Source organism: Bradyrhizobium sp. NBAIM08, assembly GCF_020193935.1.
Lineage (GTDB): Bacteria > Pseudomonadota > Alphaproteobacteria > Rhizobiales > Xanthobacteraceae > Bradyrhizobium > Bradyrhizobium yuanmingense.
On the sequence record NZ_JADYVR010000012.1, the window covers coordinates 120,774 to 136,772 of the forward strand.

The following is a 15,999-nucleotide window of genomic DNA, read 5'->3' on the forward strand; positions in this document are numbered from 1 at the left end:
TGTTCCCTGGCGCGGGCCCGAATCTTTTGCTTGGCGGCCCGGCAAAAATCGGCATTGTGAGGCCATGACCGAGCAAAACGACACCCAAGAATCCCGGCGAGAATCCCGGCAAGCCAAGGCGGGCGCGATCATCGTTCCCGTGACGCTGTTCGAGCAGAACTGCACCATCATCTGGGACGAGCCTTCCAAGAAGGCCGTGGTGATCGATCCCGGCGGCGACGTGCCGAAGATCCTGGATGCGATCAAGCAGACCGGCGTCACGGTGGAGAAGATCTGGCTGACCCACGGCCATATCGACCATGTCGGCGGCGCGGCCGAGCTGCGCGATGCGCTGACGGTGCCGATCGAGGGACCGCATGTCGCGGACAAGTTCCTGCTCGACAACGTCGTGGCGAGCGGCGCGCGCTTCGGCATGACGGGAGGACGCGATTTCACGCCCGACCGCTGGCTCGACGAGGGCGACAGCGTGTCGATCGGCGGCTTGCAGTTCGATATCCTGCATTGTCCGGGTCATTCGCCCGGCAGCGTGGTATTCTTCAACAAGGATCTGCGGTTTGCCCATGTCGGCGACGTCCTGTTCGCCGGCTCGGTCGGACGCACCGACCTGCCCGGCGGCAGTCACGCCACGCTGATCAGTTCGATCAAGACGAAATTGCTGCCGCTCGGCGACGATGTCGGCTTCATCTGCGGCCACGGCGCCGGCTCGAGCATCGGCCAGGAACGGATGACCAATCCGTTCATCACCGGCGAGATGTAGGCTTATTCAGCGGCGTCCGCGAGTGCCGTCGCCTCACCGAGATTGCGCTCGCCCCACTCGCGGATTGCGGCAACGACGGGGACGAAGCTCTTGCCCTTGCGCGTCAGGCGGTACTCGACCTTCGGCGGCACCTCGCCGAAATCCTTGCGGTCGATCAGGCCGCTCATCGTCAACGCCTTCAATTCGCGGCTGAGCACGCGCGGGGTGATCTCGGCGCTGCCTGATGCGCCGCGCAGCAAGCCGCTTCTGATCTCGCCGTAGCGGCGCGGGCCGTCCTTGAGGTCCCAGACGATGCGCAGCTTGTATTTGCCGCTGATCATCTTCTGAAACGCCGCGACCGGACAGGTGCGCGCGGGAGACGTCTTCGCCATGTCGTTTCCTCCATGTGGAAGATTCTTGTTTTGACGCGTTTTCTTTACGCGAACCGGTATCCACTTCGCTCGAAAACGCTATGCGATGAGGATAGGAGCAACGGCGAAAAAGTCCATACTATCAATTTTGTCCATACTTGCGGGATCGTATCAAGCGCGCAGATGATGACGCACAAGACGAACAGGGAGCGTCACATGAAGCACTTCATGATCAGATACGCGTTCAAGAACGGCACGACGGAGGAGTGGCACCGCGAGATCGGCCGCTTCATCAGGGCGATCGACGCCGATGCGGAGCTGAAGGGGAGGATCGGTTATCGTTGCCTGAAGCATCGCGACGACGGCAGCTATCTCCACTTCGCCAGCGTCGCCGACGATGCTGCGCAGAAAACGCTGCAATCGCGGGACTTCTTCAAGCACTACCAGGAGGTGACGCGGAAGGTCGCGGGCGGCGAGATCAGCGTGACACCGGTCGAGGTGATCGATCAGACGGGGTAGCTTTTCGCGGAGCTGAATTGAAGCCGCCGCTACAACTTCGCTGTCGTCCCGGACAAGCGCGCCTGAAGCGCGCGCCGATCCGGGATCCATAACCACAGGGAGATGTGGTTACGGGGACTCGGAGTCACCTCTTCGTGCCCAACTTTGTCCTGTGGCTATGGGTCCCGGATCGGCACGCGCTTCAGGCGCGCTTGTCCGGGACGACAGCGAGGCTACTTCATCAATCCCGCGGCCGTGAGCGCGCGCGTGATGATCTGGCCGAGGTCGAAGCCGCGCACCTTCTCGCCCTGCGGCTCGGCCGGCTCCGCGGCGACCGCGGTGCGGATCGAGCGGGCGAGATGCGGCGCGGGCGAGAGCGCCGGTTTCGCGGCAGGCTTCGTCGCGGGCTTCGTCGTGGATTTGGCTTCCGCCTTCGTCGTCGCGGCGTCCGCAATCCAGCCGGTGAGGCCGAAGAACTTCGCGATGTGGTAGGACGAGGAGATGCCGGCCTCGATCAGGAAGGCGCCTTCGATGCCGTAGCGCTGATCGTTGTCGGCGAGCCCCAGCGGCGTGCCGTGCGCCATGTCGGTGATGGCATAGGACTCGACCAGCGTCTCGCCGTACTTGTCCCACCAGGCCTGGCGCGGATAGCCGTCGACATTGGTCTCGGCCATCGGCAGTTCGGGCAGGCCATGCAGGTCGAGCCACTGCTTGACGATCTCGTTGGCATTGCCGGGATTGACGGTGCGGTCGGCGCTGCCGTGCCACACCGAGACCCTCGGCCAGGGCCCGCGATGATCGGAGGCGCTGCGCACGAGATCGCCGAGCTCGCGCGAAGGGCGCGCCGGGGAATGAAACATGCCGTCGAGCGCCTCGCGCAAGTTCGAGGCGATGCCGTAAGGCAGCCCGGCAATGATCGCGCCGGCCGCGAAGACTTCCGGATAGGTCGCGAGCATCACCGAGGTCATGCCGCCGCCGGCCGATAGGCCGGTGATGAAGACGCGCCTGGGATCGATGCGATGCGTCTTCACCATATGCGCGATCATCGCGCGGATCGAACCCGGCTCGCCGCTGTCCCGCGCGGTGTCCTCCGGATTGAACCAGTTGAAGCAGGTGTTGGCATTGTTGATGCGCTGCTGCTCGGGCATCAACAGCGCAAAGCCGTAATGTTGCGCGAGCGTCGACCAGCCCGCGCCGAGATCGTAAGCGGCCGCCGTTTGCCCGCAGCCATGCAGCACGACGACGAGCGCGCGCGGCCGCTGCAATTGCGCCGGCACGAACGCGAACATGCGCAAGGCGCCGGGATTGTCGCCAAAGCCAGTGACCTCCTGCAGCGGGCTCGATCCATCTGCACCGCGGCCGGGCTCGGCGAAGCGCAGTCCGTCCAGCCGGGGCAGACGTCTCAACAGATCGATGTTTCTGGCTAACGACACGGCAAGTTCCTGGTGGGCGACGTTCAACGTCCAGCCCAACCAGATAGTTGCTGCGGCGCAAAATAAAAAGACCGTGCGCTGTCAATCTCGGGAAATTGGCTGAAAATTCGCAAGAATCCGCACGTATTAACCGCAACGTCGCAATCTCGTGCCGATGCGCGGCGTATCCGCGCCGGAAATGCGGCGCCCATCATGACGAATGTCACAAATGACAAGAGCGAGGCGAGGAATTCTGCGCGCGCTGATTGTGAGGCTTCGCGGAGGTGTCGAACGCGAATGAAGGGACCCGCCCAGTCGCGCTGCGTGTCGTTATCGTGATGAAGCGCGAAGCGGGCGAGGACTACGCAACGTCTCGCTTGCCACCGCGCATGCCTGCATTCCACCGCGCGCGACATCGCGTGATTGCGTTCGTGCCGTCAGGCACGTAGCCTGACACGACCAACAAACAGAAAATTCAGCCGGAGAGACCGCCATGGCGCGCCTGAAGTTCGGAGCCTTTCTTGCCCCGCATCACCCGATCGGGGAGCATCCGATGCTGCAGTTCCGGCGCGATCTCGACCTGGTCGAGCAGCTGGATGCGCTCGGCTATGACGAGTTCTGGTGCGGCGAGCATCATTCCTCGGGCTGGGAGATGATCGCCTCGCCCGAGATGTTCCTGGCCGCGGCCGGCGAGCGCACCAAGCGGATCAAGCTCGGCACCGGCGTTGTGTCGCTGCCCTATCACCATCCCTTCAACGTCGCCCAGCGCATGGTGCAGCTCGACCACATGACCGGCGGCCGTGCCATCTTCGGCTCCGGCCCGGGCGCGCTCGCCTCCGATGCGCACACGCTCGGCATCGATCCGATGACGCAGCGCGACCGCCAGGACGAGGCGATCGGCATCATCCGCCGCCTTTTCAACGGCGAGCGCGTCACCGCCAAAAGCGACTGGTTCACGATGAACGACGCCGCGCTGCAGATCCTGCCCCTGCAGGAGGAGATGCCGTTCGTGGTAGCTTCGCAGATCTCGCCCTCCGGCATGACGCTCGCCGGCAAATACGGCATCGGCATCATCTCGCTGGGCTCGATGACGACCCAGGGCCTGATGTCGCTGCAGCAGCAATGGCAGTTCGCCGAGGATGCCGCCAAGAAGCACGGAACCACGGTGCGTCGCGCCGACTGGCGCGTGCTCCTGACCTGGCACATCGCCGAGACGCGCGAACAAGCCCGCCGCGAGGCCGGCGCCGGGCTGATGCGCTGGCACAACGAATATAATGTCGGAACGCTGCAGCGGCCGGGCCTCACCGCGTTCTCCTCGCCCGACGAGGCCGTCGACAAGACCGCCTTCGTCGAGGGGGCCGCGTCCACCATCGGCACGCCCGACGATCTCGTCAAGACCATCAAGAACGTGATGCAGGTCTCCGGCGGCGTCGGCGCCATCATCGGCTTCGTGCACGACTGGGCCAATCCGGAAAACACCCGCCGGAGCTGGGACATGGTGGCGCGCTACGTTGTGCCCGAGATCAACGGCTATATCGACGGGCTGCGCAGGTCGCAAAAATTCGTGATCGAGAACCGCGCGATCTTCGAGCGCGCGGGCCAGGCGGTGATGGCCAAGATCATGGAAAATGAGAAGGCCGCCGAGGCGCTCAAGGTGACAGGCCCCGGCCGCGTCGCCATCCCCGCCGTCAACGCGCCGGATCTGCAGAAGGAAGCGGCGAAGCGTTAGGCACTCCACTCGTCGTCCCGGGGCGCGCGCAGCGCGAGCTATGATGCGCAATTGCGCATCTGAGGACCCATAACCACAGGATGCGGATTTACGAAGACTCGGAGCTACCAGCCTCGCACCAAAACTCCTCCCTGTGGTTATGGGTCCCCGCCTCCGCGGGGACGACGGCGGTGGAAGTGACGATTTTGTGCGCAAGACGACCGCAGCTCATCGCGGCCGGATCGTGCTATGTTTGCGGGGCCAGCGAACCGGAGCAATCGTCATGTCGATGCAGAATGTGGCCGCCCCTGCGCTTCCGTTCACTCCGCCCAGGCGCAACGAGCTGACCCACATTCCCGGTGACGAAGGCTGGCCGATCATCGGCAAGACCTTTCAGGTGCTCGCCGATCCCAAGGGCCATATCGAGGCGAACGGCGCCAAATACGGTCTGGTCTACCGCACGCACTTTTTCGGCGAGACCAACGTCGTGCTGCTCGGGCCCGAGGCCAACGAGCTTGTCCTGTTCGACCAGCAGAAGCTGTTCTCCTCGACCCATGGCTGGGACAAGGTGCTGGGGCTGTTGTTTCCGCGCGGATTGATGCTGCTCGATTTCGAGGAGCATCGCCTGCATCGCAAGGCGCTCTCGGTCGCGTTCAAGTCCGGGCCGATGAAGTCCTATCTCGGCGATCTCGACCGGGGCATTTCCGCGCGCGTCGCGCAGTGGAAGGCGAAGCCGGGCGAGATGCAGCTTTATCCGGCGATGAAACAGCTTACGCTGGATCTCGCCGCGGCCTCGTTCCTCGGCGCCGATATCGGGCCCGAGGTCGATGAGATCAACCGCGCCTTCGTCGACATGGTGGCCGCCGCCGTCACCCCGATCCGCCGCCCCCTGCCCGGCACCCAGATGGCGCGAGGGGTGAAGGGACGCAAGCGCATCATCGCCTATTTCCGCGAGCAGATTCCGCTGCGGCGCGGCAATCACGGCGGCGACGATCTGTTCTCGCAGCTTTGCCGCGCCACCCATGAGAACGGCGCGCTGCTGTCGGACCAGGACATCATCGACCATATGAGCTTCCTGATGATGGCCGCGCACGACACGCTGACCTCGTCGCTGACCTCCTTCATCGGCGAGCTCGCCGCCAATCCGGACTGGCAGGACCGGCTGCGCGCGGAGGTGCTCGCGCTCGGCCTCGCCTCCGGCGCGCCGACCAGCTTCGACGATCTCGAGAAGATGCCGCTGACCGAGATGGCGTTCAAGGAAGCGCTGCGGCTCAAGCCGCCGGTGCCGTCGATGCCGCGCCGCGCGATGCGCGATTTCAGCTTCAAGGGTTTTGCGATTCCCGCCGGCACGGCGATCGGCATCAACCCGCTCTATACCCACCACATGAAGGAGATCTGGCCGGAGCCGGACCGTTTCGATCCCATGCGCTTCACCGAGGACGCACAGCGTGGCCGTCACCGTTTCGCCTTCGTGCCGTTCGGCGGCGGCGCGCATATGTGCCTCGGCCTGCACTTCGCCTACATGCAGGCGAAATGTTTCGCGCGGCATTTCCTGGAGAATATCGAAGTGTCGCTCGCGCCAGGCTACAAGCCCGACTGGCAGATGTGGCCGATCCCGAAGCCGCGGGACGGGCTGCGGGTGACGGTGAAGGCGGTTTAGGCGCCGATCTCGTAGGGTGGGCAAAGCGAAGCGTGCCCACCACGTTTCTCCGGGTGCAAACATCGATGGTGGGCACGGCGCGCGAAGGGCGCGCCTTTGCCCACCCTACGGCACCATCGCCGGAGCTGCTACGCCCCCTGATCGAACGCCTTGCGCAAGGCCACATAGCCCTGCTGCTGTTGACTCCAGTTGCGGCCGCCGGTCATGGCGCCGTCGACGACGAGGTCGTGGCCGTTGATGAAGCTGGATTCGTCGCTGGCCAGGAACACTGCGGCCTGGGCGATATCTTCAGGAAGACCCGCGCGGGGGATCGGCTGCGCGGTCTTGTAGACTTCGCGCATCACCGCCGGCGTCTTCTCGGCGGCATCGGTCGAGAGCCCCAGCGCCTTGCCGAAGATGCCGGTCGCGATCGCACCGGGCGAGATCGAATTGACGCGAACATTGGATTCGCCGAGCTCCATCGCCACGCATTTGGTGAGATGGATCACCGCCGCCTTGGCCGCGCCATAGACCATCGACGACGAGAAGCCGGCGAGGCGGCCGGCAATGCTGCCATTGTTGATGATGCTGCCGCCGCCCTGCTTCTTCATGTAGGGTGCGGCGTGCTTCATGCCGAGCATGACGCTGCGCACCAGCGTCGCCATCGCCGCATCGAACCGCTCGACCTCGAGGCCTTCGATGCCGCCGGTCTGTGCCGGCCCGCCGGCATTGTTGAACAGGCAATCGATCCTGCCGAACTTGTCGACCGCGAGCGCGATCAGCGCCTGCATCTGCGCTTCGACGGTGACGTCGGTCTGACGGAAGACGCAGCTTTCGCCGAGCTGCTTCGCCAGTGCCTCGCCTTCCGGTACGCGCCGGCCTGCGATCACAATTTTGGCACCTTCGGCAACGAAGACTTCCGCAGTGCGCAATCCGATGCCGCTCGTCGCCCCCGTGATCACCGCAACCTTGCCGTCCAGCCTGCCCATGGAATGTTCCTGTTTTCGAGTGATTTGATGCCAAATGGCGAATGCCGGCCGCCGCCGTCGCCGCAGCGGTCACTATTCCTGCCCGCTTCCGACAAGGCAAGCTATGCTTGTAGGGGCGGCATGCGTAACATCCTCACGGGCCGCTCGATCGTCGAACGCCTATCGCAACCAGGCAGTGCATGAGGAAGCTGATCGAGGAGTTCCGCAAGAGCTGGCAGGGTGCGGCGCCGCCCTCGCTCGCTCTGAGCATCGGCTTTGCGGTGGTCTGCCTGTTGGCTGCAACCCTGGTCCGCTGGGGCCTCGCTCAGGTTCGTCCCGACATCTATTTCACGCCGTACTTCCCGGCCGTCTTCTTTGCTGCGGCCCTGGGCGGATTCCGGATCGGCATCGTGACGGCGCTCGTCGGCGGCGTGCTCGGCGTCGCGCTGAATTTCGGCGATGCGTTTGCCGATCGCGCGCGGTTTGTCCTGCTGGCGCTTTACTGGACCGTGTGCGCGATCACCATCTGGGGTGTCGAGCACTACCGCACCATGTTGGCCGAGCAGCGCCGAATTTCCAGACGCCTGATCGAGGAAGAAGATTATCGCAAGCTGCTGGTCGAGGAGCTCCAGCATCGGCTGAAGAACAAGCTGTCGACGGTGCATGCCGTGGTGCACCAGGTGTTGCACGACCAGCCGCAGGTCTGGGCCCGGGTCGATCCGCGGCTGCGCTCGCTGGCCGCAACCGATGATTTGATCTCGCGGATCGACAAAGCCGGCTGCGACATCCGCGACCTTCTGATCTCCGAGCTCGGGCCTTACGGCCATGTCCGCTTCACGCTCAACGGCGAGCGGCTGTTCCTGCCGCCCAAGCTCGCGGTCACGCTGTCATTGATGTTTCACGAGCTTGCCACCAATGCAGGCAAGTACGGCGCATTCTCCTCACCGCGCGGTCTGTTGCAGGTGTCATGGACCATCACCGACGACCGCCTGACGATCACCTGGGACGAAACCGAAGGACCGAGCGTGGACAAGGTGTCGGAGCCCGGCTTCGGCACCAAGCTCTTGAAGTCGGCGCTGTCGGCTTTCGACGGCAAAACTGAGATCTCGTATCTGAAAACCGGGCTGCATTGCATCATGCAGTGCCGAATTCCACGAAGCGAGTAGACGTCGCAACATGTAAGGTGTGCTCCTTGCTGCCCGCGCGGTGGCGCAATCGCGTGTGGCACTTGCGCGACCTGAGCAAGCGCCTCGTCCTTCGAGACGACCGCTTCGCGGTCTCCTCAGGATGAGGCTAAGCGGCATCGGTGCTCGGGTGATATCGCGCAGCGCACTCCGGCCCTCATCCTGAGGGCCCGCCCACGGCGGGCGTCTCGAAGGATGGCCGCAGGCGAAATCGCTCCCACGCGGATACTTCGCTGTTTCGCCGAGCGCGTTGACGCTCCGTTAATGACGATCGCCAGCGCGCGTCCGATCGTCGCAAGTTTTCTCCAAAACACCCCCGTATTTCTCCTGACCCCTTAACCAAACTTAAGAGGGAACCGCGGAAGATCGCGCCCATTGCAAAGGCGCGCTGAAACAACAAGATTCATGACTTCTATGAACGACAATCAATATTCCGGCGCGACTGAAGCCGAGCTCGGTTTTCTCAAGGAAATCGTTAGAATGCTGCCGGCCGGCCTCACCGTGCAGGACGCGCATGGCGAGTTGCTGCTGGTCAACGATGCCGCCGCCGCGCAGCTCGGCCTGGACGGCAGCCGTCCTTCACCCGATCTGACGCCGCGGCGCGAGGCCTGCCGCCAGGCCCTGAGCGACGGGCAGCCGGTCGTGACCGAGGAAGCGCTTCACGTCGGCGCCGCGCGAAAGGTGCTGCTCACGACCCATCGCCCCGTTCGTCTCGACGGACGCGAGCTGCTGATCTCGGCATCCTCCGACATCACCGAGCAGAAGAATTTCGAGGACCAGCTGTTCCGCTCGGCCTATTTCGACGAGCTGACCGGGCTGCCCTCGCGCCGCGTGATCGAGCACCGCGCCAATGCCCTGCTCGCGCACGACCACGGCGGCGAACGCTTTGCGTTGGCCTTTCTCGACGTCGACAATTTCAAGCACATCAACGACTATTACGGCCACGCCGTGGGCGATGCGCTGCTGGTCGAGCTGGCGAAGCGGCTCGGACGGGACTTGCGCGATTCCGACATGCTCTCGCGCATCTCGGGCGACGAATTCCTGCTGCTGCTGTCACCGATCCAGAGCCAGGAGGAGGTCGCCGAATTCATGCAATCGACGCTGGAGCGGCTGACCGCGCCGTTCTTCATCGACAATTCGGAAGTGTTCGCCTCGACCTCGGTCGGCATCAGCCTCTATCCCGACCATGGACGCAGCTTCGAGACGCTGCGGCAGAACGCGGACATCGCGATGTACCGCATCAAGAACAACGGCAAGGGACTGGCCGCCTTCTTCGATGCCAGCATGGAGCGCGAGGCGCAGGCGCGGATGAAGGTCGAGCAGTCGCTGCGGCTCGCCATCCTGGAAAAGCGCTTCTGCTGCGCCTTCCAGTCCAAGGTCGACATCCGCACGCAGGCCGTGAAGGGCATCGAGGCCTTGGTGCGCCTGCGCGACGACGAAGGCGTGATCCAGGCGCCCGGCTCGTTCATCAATCTTGCCGGCGAGCTCGGCCTGATCGACGAGCTGACCCATCTCGTGCTCGCCGAGATCGTCAAGTCGATCGACCTGATCAACGACACGTTCGGCCCGGAAGCGACCATCAGCATCAACGTTGCCGCCAAGCAGGCCGGCAATCCCGAATTCATGCGCAGCTTTGCGCAGGCGCTGGAGGAGACCGGCTTTCCGCAGCGGTTCATGATCGAGGTGACGGAAGATGCTTTCGTCGCCAAGAATCATTTTCAGGACGAGATCCTGCCGATGTTCCGCAAGCTCGGCGTCGGCGTCTCCATCGACGATTTCGGCACCGGCTATTCCTCGCTCTCGGCGCTGGCCGACATCACCGCCGACGAGATCAAGATCGACCGCTCCTTCATCACCGACATTCATAATCGTCCGCGCAGCCAGGGTATCCTGCGCGCGATCGAATCCTTGAGCGAGGCGCTCGGCATGACGGTGATCGCCGAAGGCCTCGAAACCTACGAGGAGCTGGCCTATCTGCAGGCGGCGACCAAGATCCGCTACGCGCAGGGCTATTATTTCTCCCGGCCGATCTTCCTGGAGGAGCTGAAGCTCGCAACGCCCTCCTCGAGCGAGGCGCGGGTCAGCGTGGCAAGCCGCCCGGCGCAACAGCACCGCCAGGGCTATTCGCGGGCGAGCGGGTACCGGCGGTAGGGGCGGCACGACACATACCGCTGTCGTCCCGGGGCGCGAAGCGAGCCCGGGACCCATACCCAAAGGGAGCAATTTAGCGAAGACTCGGAGTGGGAGCGTCGCGCAGCAACTGCGCCCTGTGGTTATGGGTCCCGGGCTCGCGCTTTGCGCGCCCCGGGACGACAGCGATTGCTGAGCTGGGTTCAGCGCCCATTCCTCCTTTGGCGCCATTTCCCCCTTTGAAATCGCTGGACTTTTGCTAATACACGGGGCGGACCTCCCCGAGGTATCTCATGCCTGCCGCCGCCTCCTCGATCAGCGATCCCGCCTATCTCCGTGCGCGCGCGATGGAAACGCTGTTCGAGCGGCTGGAGAAGCTCTGCGAGGGCGCGATTGCGATCGATCGCGGCGGGCGCGTCGTCTACGTCAACGAGAAATATCTTGCCGCGCTCGGTCTCGACCATGCCAGCGAGGCGATCGGCCGGTCGATCGAGGAGGTGATCCCGAACAGCCTGATGCGGAAGGTGGCCGAGACCGGCGAGCCGATCCTGCTCGACATCATGGAGCTCGGCGGCGAGCAGCTCGTCGTCACCCGCATGCCGATCGAGGACGAGAACGGGACGGTGATCGGCGCGATCGGCTTCGTGCTCTATGATCATCTCGAAAGCCTGAAGCCCCTGCTCGCCCGCGTCGCCCAGCTCGAGAGCGATCTGCGGCTGGCTCGGCGGCAATTGTCCAACGCCCGCGCGGCGCGCTTCACCTTCGCCGATTTCGTCGGCACGACGCCTGCCATTGCTCACGCCAAGGAGCTCGCCAGCCGAGCCGCGCGGCAGAGCGTCACGGTCCTGCTCACCGGCGAGACCGGGACGGGCAAGGAGATGCTGGCGCAGGCGATCCACAACGCCTCCTCGCGCGCCGACAAGCCGTTCGTCAGCGTCAACGTCGCCGCCATCCCGGAGACGCTGATCGAGTCGGAGTTCTTCGGCACTGCGCCGGGCGCCTATACCGGTGCCGACCGACGGGGACGCGAGGGCAAGTTCCGCATTGCCGACGGCGGCACGCTGTTCCTCGACGAGATCGGCGAGATGCCGCTGCAATTGCAGGCCAAGCTGCTGCGCGTGCTGCAGGAGCGCGAGATCGAGCCGCTCGGCTCGGACAAGATCACCAGGGTCGACGTCCGCGTCATCGCCGCGACCAATGTGGACCTGCGCAAGCGTGTCAGCGACGGCGCATTTCGCGCCGATCTCTACTACCGGCTCAACGTGCTTTCAGTCGACCTGCCGCCGCTGCGCCACTGCCTCGACGATCTCCCCGACATTTGCGCCCGGCTGCTCGACGACATCAGCGCGTCGGGCGACTACGTCAAGGCGAAGATCACGCCGAGCGCGCTCGCCGCGCTCGCCCGCTACGATTGGCCGGGCAATGTCCGCGAGCTCCGCAACATCCTCGAGCGCGCGCTGATCCTCAGCGATTCCGGGCGGCTGACCGGCGAGGATGTCGCCCGCATCCTCCCCATCGGCACCGAGGTCAGGCTCGCACCGGCCGAGCGCCCGGCCGGATTGGTGGTGCCCTATGCCGAGGCCGAGGCCGAGTTCGAGAAGCACACGCTCGAACAGGCGCTCGCCGCCAGCAACGGCCAGATCACCGAGGCCGCCCGGATGCTGCGGATCTCGCGCGCGACCTTCTACAAGAAGCTCGCGAAATTCGGCCTCGCCTCGGGATCGGCGCCCGTCTGAGTTTCGAGACACCGGACTGTCCGGAGTCTCGGATTCCGGACACCGCACCCGGCTGCTCTTCCGAGGCGAATTGCAGGCAATTGCCGCAGATTTCAGCGGTCTTGCGCGAAGCTGCGGGATCTGGCGCGGACCTTGCTCTCCGCTTTGCCGTCTTTCCTTCGCGAGGAGCAACCTGTTCCGGGGCAGCGCTTCGCGATAAGATCAAGCACAACAAGGCCTACGGTCCAGGGAGCGGGAGGAACGCCGTGAGCCATCATCCAGCTCTGCCTTACTTGCGCAACTCCGAGAAGGGCAAGGTCGTCTCGGCGAATGAAGCCGTCATGCTGATCCGCGACGGCGACACGGTGGCGACCGGCGGCTTCGTCGGCATCGGCTTTGCCGAGGAGATCGCCATCGCACTGGAGGAGCTCTATCTGTCCCATGAGGGCGATGCGCCCTATACGCAAGGCAAGCCGCGCAATCTGACGCTGGTCTATGCGGCCGGTCAGGGCGACGGCAAGCAGCGCGGCCTCAATCATTTCGGACATGAAGGCCTGGTGCGGCGCGTGATCGGCGGGCATTGGGGCCTTGCGCCGAAACTGCAGCAGCTCGCGATTGCGAATCAGATCGAGGCCTATAACCTGCCGCAGGGCGTCATCACGCACCTGTTCCGCGACATCGCCGCGCACCGGCCCGGCCACATCACCCGTGTCGGCATGGGCACCTTCGTCGACCCCCGGCACGGCGGCGGCAAGCTGAACGCACGCACCACCGAGGACCTGGTGGAGCTGATCACGCTGCGCGGCGAGGAGTGCCTGCTCTACAAGACCTTCCCGATCGATGTCGGGATCATCCGCGCCACCACCGGCGATCCCGACGGCAATCTCACCATGGAGAAGGAGGCCCTGACGCTGGAGGCGCTCGCCATCGCCATGGCGGCGCATAATTCCGGCGGCATCGTCATCGCCCAGGTCGAGCGCGTCGCCGAGGCCGGCAGCCTCAATCCGCGCCAGGTCAAGATTCCCGGCATCCTGGTCGACTGCGTCGTGGTGTCGAGGCCCGAGAACCACTGGCAGACTTTCGGCACGCAATACAATCCGGCCTTCTCGAGCGAGATCCGGGTCCGCGCCGCCTCGCTGCCGGTGATGCCGATCAGCGAGCGCAAGATCATCGCCCGGCGCGCGGCGCTGGAGCTGAAGGCCAACAGCGTCGTCAATCTCGGCATCGGCATGCCCGAGGGGATCGCCTCGGTCGCCAATGAAGAGCGGATCATCGACCTCATCACGCTGACGGCGGAGCCGGGCGTGATCGGCGGCATCCCGGCGAGCGGCATCGATTTCGGCGCGGCGATCAACACGCAGGCGGTGATCGACCAGCCCTACCAGTTCGACTTCTACGACGGCGGCGGTTTGGACGCCGCCTTCCTTGGGCTTGCCCAAGTCGACCGCACCGGCAACCTCAATGTCAGCAAGTTCGGGCCGAAGCTCGCAGGCGCTGGCGGCTTCATCAACATCAGCCAGAACGCCAAGGAAGTGATCTTCGTCGGCACGTTCGGTGCGGGCAAGCAACGCATCGCGGTAAAGGACGGCAAGCTCGTCATCCTGGACGAGGCCACGTCGCGCAAATTCGTCGAGAATGTCGAGCACGTCACCTTCAGCGGCCCGTTTGCCGCCGCACGCAAGCAACGCACCCTTTACGTCACCGAGCGCTGCGTGTTCGAGCTCCGGGAGGACGGGCTCGAGCTCGTCGAGGTCGCGCCCGGCATCGAGATCGAGCGCGACATCCTGCGCCTGATGGACTTCAAGCCGCTGATCCCGCGCGACCCCGCCCTGATGGACGCGCGCATCTTCGGCGACGGCCTGATGGATCTGCGCGAGCGCCTGCTCACCATCCCGCTCGACCAGCGCTTCACGCTGGACGAGCAGCAGAACCTGTTCTTCGTCAATCTCGAGCGCTATCCGCTGCGCAGCAAGGCGGAGATCGACACCATCGCCGCCATCGTCGAGGCCCGCCTGGCGCCGCTCGGACGCCGCGTCTACGCCATCGTCAATTATGACAATTTTTCTATCCTGCCGGAACTGATGGACGATTATTCGGCCATGGTGCGCAGCCTCGTCGACCGCTTCTATTCCGGCGTGTCGCGCTACACCACGTCGGGTTTCCTGCGCATCAAGCTCGGCGAAGCCCTGGAGAAGCGCGGCGTCGCGCCGCACATCTTCGAGAGCGCGGAGGAAGCGCAGTCGGACTGGCGCCAGGTCGAGGCCGGCGCGGCGCGCAATGCGAGCCAGGCTCAAAAATGATGCATGCTCTCGCTCCGGCGCACGCCGCCGGAAGGATCAATTGCAATGTTCGTGACGTTGTGCAAATCGCTGTTGGCAGAAACTTTACATCAGGAGGGACCATCGTGCGTCGATCACTCATCATAACAACAACCATCCTCGCGCTCGGCGCGGGCACCTCCGCGCTCGCCGACGATCTCAAGATCGCGCTGATCTACGGCAAGACCGGTCCGCTCGAGGCCTACGCCAAGCAGACCGAGACCGGCCTGAAGATGGGATTCGAATACGCCACCAAGGGCAGCATGACGCTCGACGGCCGCAAGATCGTCATCATCACCAAGGACGACCAGGGCAAGCCGGACCTCGCCAAGGCCGCGCTCTCGGAGGCCTATCAGGATGACAAGGTCGATATCGCGATCGGCACGACCTCGTCGGCCGCGGCGCTCGCCATTCTTCCCGTCGCCGAGGAGAACAAGAAGATCCTGATCGTCGAGCCCGCGGTCGCGGACCAGATTACCGGCGAGAAATGGAATCGCTACATCTTCCGCACGGCGCGCAACTCCTCGCAGGACGCGATCTCCAACGCGGTCGCGATCGGCAAGCAGGGCGTCACCGTGGCGACGCTGGCGCAGGACTACGCCTTCGGCCGCGACGGCGTCGCCGCGTTCAAGGAAGCGCTCGCCAAGACCGGCGCGACGCTCGCGGCGGAAGAATATGCCCCGACCTCGACCACCGACTTCACCGCGGTCGGCCAGCGCCTGTTCGACGCGCTGAAGGACAAGCCGGGCCGCAAGGTGATCTGGGTGATCTGGGCCGGCGCCGGCAATCCGCTGGCCAAGCTCCAGGACATGGACCCGAAGCGCTACGGCATCGAGCTCTCCACCGGCGGCAACATCCTGCCGGCGCTCGCGGCCTATAAGGGTCTGCCCGGCATGGAAGGCGCGACCTATTACTTCTACGAGATCCCGAAGAACCCGGTGAACGACTGGCTGGTCGCCGAGCACCAGAAGCGCTTCAACGCGCCGCCGGACTTCTTCACCGCGGGCGGTTTTGCGGCTGCGATGTCCGTCGTCGCCGCCGTCACCAAGGCGAAGTCGACCGACACCGAGAAGCTGATCAGCGCGATGGAGGGCCTGGAGTTCGACACGCCCAAGGGCAAGATGGTGTTCCGGAAAGAGGACCATCAGGCGCTGCAGAGCATGTATCACTTCAAGGTCAAGGTCGATCCGAACGTCGCCTGGGCCGTGCTCGAGCCGGTGCGCGAGCTGAAGATCGAGGACATGAACGTTCCGATCAAGAACAAGCGGTAAGCTTTCTTGCTTCACCTCTCCCGCTCTCGTCCGCCGAAGCCTTAGCGAA

Annotated in this window: 12 protein-coding genes; 9 read left to right on the forward strand and 3 right to left on the reverse strand. The window is 64.5% G+C overall.

Translation table 11 applies throughout. The features are described from left to right. The first annotated feature begins 64 nt into the window (after nucleotides 1–64). Nucleotides 65–757 carry an MBL fold metallo-hydrolase gene (locus I6F37_RS31150; protein WP_225130139.1) on the forward strand — a complete coding sequence of 231 codons (693 nt, stop codon included), beginning with the start codon at nucleotides 65–67 and terminating at the stop codon, nucleotides 755–757. Nucleotides 758–759: 2 nt separating this feature from the next. Here the strand turns inward: I6F37_RS31150 and I6F37_RS31155 are convergent, their stop codons facing one another. Then, entirely contained in the window at nucleotides 760–1,128 is a 369-nt protein-coding gene (locus tag I6F37_RS31155) for a helix-turn-helix domain-containing protein (protein ID WP_036038584.1), read from the reverse strand. 195 nt (nucleotides 1,129–1,323) lie between these two features. On the opposite strand from I6F37_RS31155, the gene I6F37_RS31160 reads away from it, so the two are divergent. Further along, a complete protein-coding gene (locus tag I6F37_RS31160) occupies nucleotides 1,324–1,626 on the forward strand; it encodes a hypothetical protein (RefSeq protein ID WP_225130141.1) in 303 nt (100 codons plus the stop codon). A gap of 212 nt (nucleotides 1,627–1,838) precedes the next feature. On the opposite strand, the gene I6F37_RS31165 is transcribed toward I6F37_RS31160, so the two are convergent. After that, nucleotides 1,839–3,038 (reverse strand): PHB depolymerase family esterase, encoded by a 1,200-nt coding sequence (locus tag I6F37_RS31165; RefSeq protein WP_225153632.1) that lies wholly within the window; start codon nucleotides 3,036–3,038, stop codon nucleotides 1,839–1,841. 472 nt (nucleotides 3,039–3,510) lie between these two features. Between I6F37_RS31165 and I6F37_RS31170 the strand changes: the two genes are divergently transcribed. Continuing rightward, on the forward strand, nucleotides 3,511–4,746 hold the full coding sequence (locus I6F37_RS31170) for an LLM class flavin-dependent oxidoreductase (RefSeq protein ID WP_109142075.1): 1,236 nt from the start codon (nucleotides 3,511–3,513) through the stop codon (nucleotides 4,744–4,746). A gap of 262 nt (nucleotides 4,747–5,008) precedes the next feature. After that, nucleotides 5,009–6,385: a cytochrome P450 gene (locus tag I6F37_RS31175; protein ID WP_225153634.1), complete on the forward strand. Its 1,377-nt coding sequence runs from the start codon at nucleotides 5,009–5,011 to the stop codon at nucleotides 6,383–6,385. Nucleotides 6,386–6,513: 128 nt separating this feature from the next. Here I6F37_RS31175 and I6F37_RS31180 read toward each other — a convergent pair whose 3' ends face one another. Beyond that, entirely contained in the window at nucleotides 6,514–7,353 is an 840-nt protein-coding gene (locus tag I6F37_RS31180) for an SDR family NAD(P)-dependent oxidoreductase (RefSeq protein WP_036002369.1), read from the reverse strand. 179 nt (nucleotides 7,354–7,532) lie between these two features. Between I6F37_RS31180 and I6F37_RS31185 the strand changes: the two genes are divergently transcribed. The 5 genes from I6F37_RS31185 to I6F37_RS31205 all read left to right on the forward strand — a co-directional run bounded on the left by I6F37_RS31185 (nucleotide 7,533) and on the right by I6F37_RS31205 (nucleotide 15,950). Continuing rightward, nucleotides 7,533–8,498, forward strand: coding sequence for a sensor histidine kinase (locus tag I6F37_RS31185; protein ID WP_225153635.1), 966 nt, complete (start codon nucleotides 7,533–7,535; stop codon nucleotides 8,496–8,498). Nucleotides 8,499–8,930: 432 nt separating this feature from the next. Then, nucleotides 8,931–10,667 carry a bifunctional diguanylate cyclase/phosphodiesterase gene (locus I6F37_RS31190; RefSeq protein ID WP_225153637.1) on the forward strand — a complete coding sequence of 579 codons (1,737 nt, stop codon included), beginning with the start codon at nucleotides 8,931–8,933 and terminating at the stop codon, nucleotides 10,665–10,667. A gap of 272 nt (nucleotides 10,668–10,939) precedes the next feature. Next, nucleotides 10,940–12,382 (forward strand): sigma-54-dependent Fis family transcriptional regulator, encoded by a 1,443-nt coding sequence (locus I6F37_RS31195; RefSeq protein ID WP_225153639.1) that lies wholly within the window; start codon nucleotides 10,940–10,942, stop codon nucleotides 12,380–12,382. A 245-nt stretch (nucleotides 12,383–12,627) separates the two neighbouring features. Continuing rightward, on the forward strand, nucleotides 12,628–14,661 hold the full coding sequence (locus I6F37_RS31200) for an acyl CoA:acetate/3-ketoacid CoA transferase (RefSeq protein WP_225153641.1): 2,034 nt from the start codon (nucleotides 12,628–12,630) through the stop codon (nucleotides 14,659–14,661). 104 nt (nucleotides 14,662–14,765) lie between these two features. Continuing rightward, nucleotides 14,766–15,950: a substrate-binding domain-containing protein gene (locus I6F37_RS31205; RefSeq protein ID WP_036002387.1), complete on the forward strand. Its 1,185-nt coding sequence runs from the start codon at nucleotides 14,766–14,768 to the stop codon at nucleotides 15,948–15,950. Nucleotides 15,951–15,999: the final 49 nt, after the last annotated feature.